The organism is Mesorhizobium sp. M7A.F.Ca.CA.002.15.2.1 (assembly GCF_003998715.1).
In the GTDB taxonomy this organism is placed as follows: Bacteria; Pseudomonadota; Alphaproteobacteria; order Rhizobiales; family Rhizobiaceae; genus Mesorhizobium; species Mesorhizobium ciceri.
Genome location: NZ_RZPI01000588.1, coordinates 1 through 3611, shown reverse-complemented (window position 1 = coordinate 3611; position 3611 = coordinate 1). Strand labels below are relative to the sequence as shown.

At 66.1% G+C, this 3611-nt stretch carries 3 protein-coding genes and 2 pseudogenes; 1 reads left to right on the top strand and 4 read right to left on the bottom strand.

Features of this window, described 5'->3' with window-relative positions; translation table 11 throughout:
* The 3 genes and pseudogenes from ENZ74_RS25670 to ENZ74_RS25660 form a co-directional block, all read right to left on the bottom strand.
* Positions 1 to 409: pseudogene (locus ENZ74_RS25670) on the bottom strand (PLP-dependent aminotransferase family protein); the annotation flags it as partial.
* A 175-nt stretch (positions 410 to 584) separates the two neighbouring features.
* Positions 585 to 1037: a GNAT family N-acetyltransferase gene (locus ENZ74_RS25665; RefSeq protein WP_063170279.1), complete on the bottom strand. Its 453-nt coding sequence runs from the start codon at positions 1035 to 1037 to the stop codon at positions 585 to 587.
* Between the two features lie 64 nt (positions 1038 to 1101).
* On the bottom strand, positions 1102 to 1854 hold the full coding sequence (locus tag ENZ74_RS25660; RefSeq protein WP_063168570.1) for a pyridoxamine 5'-phosphate oxidase family protein: 753 nt from the start codon (positions 1852 to 1854) through the stop codon (positions 1102 to 1104).
* Positions 1855 to 1889: 35 nt separating this feature from the next.
* On the opposite strand from ENZ74_RS25660, the gene ENZ74_RS25655 reads away from it, so the two are divergent.
* Positions 1890 to 3326, top strand: coding sequence for a PLP-dependent aminotransferase family protein (locus ENZ74_RS25655; RefSeq protein ID WP_082826687.1), 1437 nt, complete (start codon positions 1890 to 1892; stop codon positions 3324 to 3326).
* A 71-nt stretch (positions 3327 to 3397) separates the two neighbouring features.
* Here ENZ74_RS25655 and ENZ74_RS25650 read toward each other — a convergent pair.
* Positions 3398 to 3611 (bottom strand): annotated as a pseudogene (locus ENZ74_RS25650) (hypothetical protein); the annotation flags it as partial.

The window sequence follows — 3611 nt, the reverse complement described above, 5'->3', positions numbered from 1 at the left end:
GCTCATAGGCGTTGAAAGCCTGCAGCGCGCCGAGATAGGTCGGCCACGTCACCAGCGCGGTGTCGCCCGGCGACAGGAACAGCTTGCCGAGATAATCCAGCGCCTGCTGCGAGCCGGAGGTGATGAAGATGTTGGCCTCGTCGCAGGCGACGCCGAGCTTGCCCATCTGCCCGGCGAGCCAGCGCCGCAAAGGCAGATAGCCTTCCGAGACCTGGTACTGCAGCGCCGCGCCCGCCTCGGCGCCACCCAGCACATCGGCATAGGCGTCGCGGATCGCCTCGGCCGGGAACAGCGCCGGATCGGGAATACCGCCGGCAAACGAGATGATGTCCGGCTGGTCGAGCAGCTTCAGCAGCTCGCGGATTTCGGACGCTTTCATGCGCGACGAGCGCGAAGCCAACAGGTTCATAAGGGTCACGGCACGCCTCCCCGACGCTGCAATATAGGTCAACTTGACTGACCTATATCCCCTCTTGGCCGCGAATTGAAGTGTGCCTGAACGGTTTCCCGAATGCGCCAGCACTGGCGCACTGCTCGAACGCCGCGAGCAGTTCCACAAAAGTGTTGCAGCGTTTTCCGACCGCCTAAAGGCTCTTCTTGTAGCCGAGATGGCTGCCGGTGAAGCCGAGGCTTTCGTAAAAACGATGCGCGTCCGCCCGCCCTTTGTCGGTGGTCAGTTGAACGAGGCCGCAGCCGCGCGCGCGGCACGCGTCGATCGCCCATTCGATCATCTGCCTGCCGATGCCGTCCGAGCGCCTGTGGCCGGCGACCCGAACCGCCTCGATCTGGCCGCGCCACGCGCCCTTGCGCGAGAGCCCGGCAAGGAAAGTTACCTGCAAGGTGCCGACCACCTCGCCGCCATCCACGGCCACCGCCAGCAGCTGATTGGGATCGGCGTCGATGGCGTTGAAAGCGTCGACATAACCTTGCGCCAGCGGCAAGGAAGCGTCCTCGCGGCCGGCGCCAAGCGGATCGTCGGCCAGCATGGCCACGATATCAGGCAGGTCGGAGGCCTGCGCACGGCGGAAGGTGATCATGGTGTCGAGATATCGCGAGGCGGCGGCAGCGGCAAGATTTGAATACGTTCCCACTAGGCGCGGGCTAAACTTCGCCCTCATAAACCCGCTGCGCCTGCGTCAGCGCCTCATCGAGCCGCGCGCCCTCGGCATATCCAGCCAGGTTCCGCGGCCGCTCCATGTCAGGCATCAGCCTCGGACACGGCTCGGCGGCGCCGACCACCATCCGCACCGGGATGACGCCGGCCCAAACCGGATGCCCGTAATCCTCCTCGTCGTCGCCGACGCCCTTGGCGCGTACCTTCGCCGATGCCTCTTCAATACGCATGCCGATCACCGTCGTCGCCTTGGCCTCCTGCGCCGAGATCGGCCTCAGGGTCTCGCTCCGGCCGGGATAGAAACGGTCGACGACGCCGGCCAGCGCCTTCAGTTTCTCCTGCGGCTCGTCGACGATTCGCGCCGTGCCGAAACACATCGCCGAGCGGTAGTTGGCCGAATGGTTGAAGCCCGAGCGCGCCAGCACCAGCCCGTCGAGATGCGACACCGTGAGACAGGCCGGCGTGCCGCCGCGCAGATTGCGCAGCATGCGGCTGGCCGACGAGCCGTGCCAGTACAGCATGTCGTCCTCGCGCCAGTGGATGGTCGGCGTGCAATAGGGCTGGCCATCGAACGTATAGGCGACATGGCACAGCAGCCCGGCATCCAGCACCGCGAAGACTGCCGCATGGTCGTAGCTGCCGCGCTCGTGCAGGCGCTTGACGCGGTTGCGGCTGGTGGTCGGAAAACTGGCTGGCGTGTCGTTCACGGCTTGCATCCTTGGTTGTCGTCTGCCAACCATGCGCCATGACATTGGTCGATAAAAGAACCAATCCCATGAAGAAAAACCGGACCAATTTTCCGGATTGGTCGGCGCTGATCCCGGTCCTGCCGGGCGACGGCCCGCGCAGCCGCGAGCTTTATGCGGCGCTCAGGCGGCTGATCGAGACCGGCGCGCTGGCCACCGGGGCGAAACTCCCGACCACCCGGGATCTCGCACAGCGCTTCGGCCTGTCGCGTTCGGCGGCGGTTGCCTGTTTCGAAATGCTGATCTCGGAGGGGTTTGCGGTCGCCAAGGTCGGCGCCGGCACCTTCGTCGCGCCTGATGTGCCGCATCTGCCGCTGACGCTGATCAAGCCGCGTCCAGCGGAGATCGACGTCGCGGCGTCGCTACCTTGCGGCCTTGGCGTTGCGGTCTCCGATCCGCGCACGCTTGATATGTTTCGCATCCTTCTGTCGCGCCACCTCACCCGCCCCGGACCGGAGCATTTCCGCTATGGCGACCCGCGCGGCGGCCTGCCGCTGCGCACGGCAATTGCCACCTATCTCAGGACCGCACGCGGCGTGCGCTGCGACGCCGGCCAGATCGTGCTGACGTCGGGCACGCAGCAGGGGCTCGATCTCCTGGTGCGTGCAGCACTTCGTCCCGGCGATGCCGTCTGGATCGAAAACCCCTGCTATCCCATGGCGCACGCCGTGCTGGCCGGCAGCGGGGCCACGGTTTTTGGCGTACCCGTCGACGCGGAAGGGCTCGATCCCGAGATCGGCGAAAGCCTGTGCTCCAAGGCGCGCGCGGCCTATGTCACGCCCTCGCATCAATATCCGCTCGGCGTGACGATGACGATGCGCCGCCGTCTCGCTTTGCTCGACTGGGCGCGGCGCAACGATGCCTGGATCATCGAGGACGATTACGACAGCGAGTTCCGCTATGCCGGCCCGCCGCTGACCTCGCTGCAGGGCATGGACGGCTCGGGCCGTGTCGCCTATCTCGGCACCTTCTCGAAAATCCTCTTCCCCGGCCTGCGCATCGGCTATGTCGTGGTGCCCGAAGCGCTGCTCGATGCCGTGATGGCGGTCAGGGCGCGCTCCGACCGCTTCCCCTCGACGCTGGCCGAAGGCGCGCTGACCGACCTGTTGAACGAGGGCCATTTCGCCGCGCATCTCAGGCGCGTGCGCCGCCGGGTGCAAGCCGCGCGCGACGTGCTGGTCGCCGGCCTCGAGACGCATTGCGGCGATGCCCTCGAGGTAACCGTGCCCGAACAGGGGCTGCACTTGATGGCGACGCTGAAGCACGCCGGGCCGGACACGGCGATCGTCGAGGCGGCGAAGGCGGCAGGTGTCGGCGCCAGGGCCTTGTCCTCGATGTTCATCGGCGGGGCGTCCCGGCAAGGCCTGGTGCTGGGTTTTTCCGGGTTTTCGGACGAGGAACTGATGGCCGCGACGGTACGACTGGGTGGGGTGATGGGCCGCAGTCCCGGCCGCCAAACTACCTGATCCTGCTCAAACAATCCTAGGGCGAAGCAGGAGCGCAGCTCCGTCTCGGAGGCCTTCGGATGACGAAGTCCTCAATCCCCATCGGCGGGCTGGGCCTTGCCGCACTGCGCCAGCACCTTGCCGATGGCCGCGCTTGAACCCTTCAGCGGAAAGCTGATCTCGCCATATTTGGCTGAACTGACCGACACATCGCCCTTGCCGCGCAACAGGTCGAGCAGCGGATCGGCTTTCGCCAGGTTGACCACGAAGTAGTTGTACATGGCCTCCAGCTGCAGCGCCTTAGTT

What these genes read in the sequence shown, in the direction of transcription:
- ENZ74_RS25665 (WP_063170279.1), bottom strand. Translation starts at nt 1,037, where the DNA reads ATGATCACCTTCCGCCGTGCGCAGGCCTCCGACCTGCCTGATATCGTG.
- ENZ74_RS25660 (WP_063168570.1), bottom strand. Translation starts at nt 1,854, where the DNA reads ATGGTTGGCAGACGACAACCAAGGATGCAAGCCGTGAACGACACGCCA.
- ENZ74_RS25655 (WP_082826687.1), top strand. Translation starts at nt 1,890, where the DNA reads ATGAAGAAAAACCGGACCAATTTTCCGGATTGGTCGGCGCTGATCCCG.